The 2,539-nt window shown below is 25.2% G+C and carries 2 protein-coding genes; one reads left to right on the top strand and one right to left on the bottom strand.

The window, feature by feature from the left end; translation table 11 throughout:
* Window positions 1-182: transposase (locus WAO56_RS01970; protein ID WP_422146227.1), on the top strand; the 182-nt coding region annotated here is incomplete at its 5' end.
* A gap of 87 nt (window positions 183-269) precedes the next feature.
* On the opposite strand, the gene WAO56_RS01965 is transcribed toward WAO56_RS01970, so the two are convergent.
* A complete protein-coding gene (locus WAO56_RS01965) occupies window positions 270-2,441 on the bottom strand; it encodes an FtsX-like permease family protein (RefSeq protein WP_422143768.1) in 2,172 nt (723 codons plus the stop codon).
* Between the last annotated feature and the right edge of the window lie 98 nt (window positions 2,442-2,539).

Genomic DNA, 2,539 nt, shown 5'->3' with positions numbered 1-2,539 from the left:
ATACTATGGACTGTAATTTTAGCAATGGAAGGATTGAAGGTATTAATAATAAGATTAAGTTAATTAAAAGAGTTTCTTATGGTTATCGTAGTTTTGATAATTTCAGATTAAGGATTATGTTATGTTTTCATAAGTTTAAGTTTAAAGGTTTTGAAAATGAAATAGCGGCTCAAGCTTCTTAGCTTGAACCGCAAATATTATTATTTTCTTCATCAACACTATTTGACAAAGAGCCTTTTATATGTCTTACTTAATAAAATATATTCTTGTTAATCCCTTGTTTTTGTTCTATTTAAGATTATAGTTCTATATTTTTTTAAGGTTATATAATAGAGAATAATATAAAAAACTATATAGACTAACGTAGCAATAATAATATACCTTTTCAATTCATTATTAGATGAAATATTTATATACGTTATAATATTAGATAGTATTTTACTGGAAAATATAAAATGTATAACGGAAATTACCAAGGGTAAAAAGAAAAATATATTAATTTGCCTATTCATAGTTTTTACTATTTCTTTTTCATTAAGACCAATTTTAAAAAGTTTTTTAAATTGTCCTACATCCTTATAACCTTCCACTATTTGTTTATAGTATAAAATTACAAAGAAATTAAGGGCAAGTAAAATAGTTAGGTAAATACTTGCAAATATATAGGAACCTCTAGTAATAATATTTTCATCCATAAACTTTGGATTAAAATGATAAGTAAAATGATATGATAAGTTTTCATCGTATAACTCTGTGCCATTTGTACTTACACTTTTCATAAAGTTATAAATTTTGTTTTCATCGCCTTTGAATTTATAGATTAAATATTTACTAGCAGAATCAATAGGACTATAGACTTTCTCCCCTGTATCACTTATATAGTTTCCTTCTTCATCAATATCTACGACATTTTCTGGAATTTTATAGTACTTTCCTACAAATTCTTCATATAGTTTATCGGGAATAAGCAGTAAATATGAATTTCTAAAAGATTCTAAAATCTCATTGTCATCACTACTTTCAATGGCTTTAACTTTTAATTTTTTCTCAAATAAAGTAATAGTAGGTAAAATTTCATTTTCCATTTCTTCCTTTGATTCTAAAATATTTCCAAAAATTATAGTTTCATTATCCTTTAATTTAACATTTTCTTTAAATGCCCTATTATACTCTGAAACTTTTATTAGAGATAAAAATCTAAAGTTGCCTTTATTATTCTTAAACATTTCTATATTGTTTTTTTCTGTTACTTTTATTCCGCCTAAAATTCCAACTCTATAGCTATTATCTACTTCAAATCCTTCCTCTTCTACTACCTTAGAAACAAAGGAATCTATCTTTTTTATATAATTTTCACCAAATACTTCTACATATAAATCTGCCTGTTTTTCTTCTTTAGTAAAGCCATAATAGGATACCAGGGACAAGAATATAAACAATAATAGCATAAGTCCTAGTATTGTTATTGTTCCTAGCGATATGGCATTTTCCCTTAGTCTATAGGATAGGTTGGATATAGCAATAAAATTATTTTTTCTTTTATAAATTCCTTTAAACTTTTTTATAAATTCTATAATTACAGTAGTAAAGCCTTGAAAGAGTAAATATGTTCCAAGTATAATTAAAAATATTACAAAGGCCAATTTAGGTAGTTCTATATATTGGTCTTGTGTATATAGGCTGGAAAATGAATACTTTGAAGCAAAAAAGTACCCTAATCCAATAAGGAAAATACCTAGTACAGAAAATACTATATTAAAAATAAGTCCTTTATTTTCCGACCTTTTTCCATATATTAATTCCAGTGTTTTTTTGCCACTTAAGTAAATTGTACTCCATAAGGAGGATGTTAAGGTAATTACTATAAATAGGATTAATGTATAAATAATTGCCCTTGGACTAATGTAGGATATAATTATTTTATCTAAATTAAAAACCTTACTCATTGTTAAAAAATTAAATCTATCTAAAACAATTCCCGTTAATATACCAATAAAAATAGCCGTTAAATTTAATAAAAATATTTCAAGAACTACTAATTTATTAATATGCCTTTTGTCCATTCCTAAAACATTATAGATTCCATAATCCATTGAACGCTTTCTGTTAAGGAAATTAACTGAGTATAAATTAAAAATAACCGACATTCCACCTACTATAATTGTAGTCTTAAATAATAAGTTCCTTAGACTTATATATGTATATCCAAGTTCTGATACTCTAGCCTCCCTTTCATTTTCAAAGCTATATCCTCCTTGTTCATTCGTAATACTTGTTATTCTTTCATACTCTTTTATTTCTCCATCTAGGCTAGGGTTAAGGGAAAAGTTAATTATTAGAAAAAAGATAACTACAGAAATTATTAAAGTAATAAAATACGGTAAATATATTTCCTTATTCCTTTTTAAATTATCCTTAGCTAACTTAAATAACAGTTTCATTTACTCTTCCTTTTCATTCATAACAGTTAAGGTATAGGATATTAATTCATAAAAGTCCTCGTTACTTCTACTTCCCTTAAATAGTTGATTATATATTA

It is taken from the genome of Miniphocaeibacter sp. (assembly GCF_049276255.1).
Lineage (GTDB): Bacteria > Bacillota > Clostridia > Tissierellales > Peptoniphilaceae > Miniphocaeibacter.
The sequence above is the reverse complement of the archived record's forward strand: the minus strand, read 5'-3'. Positions and strand labels throughout refer to the sequence as shown.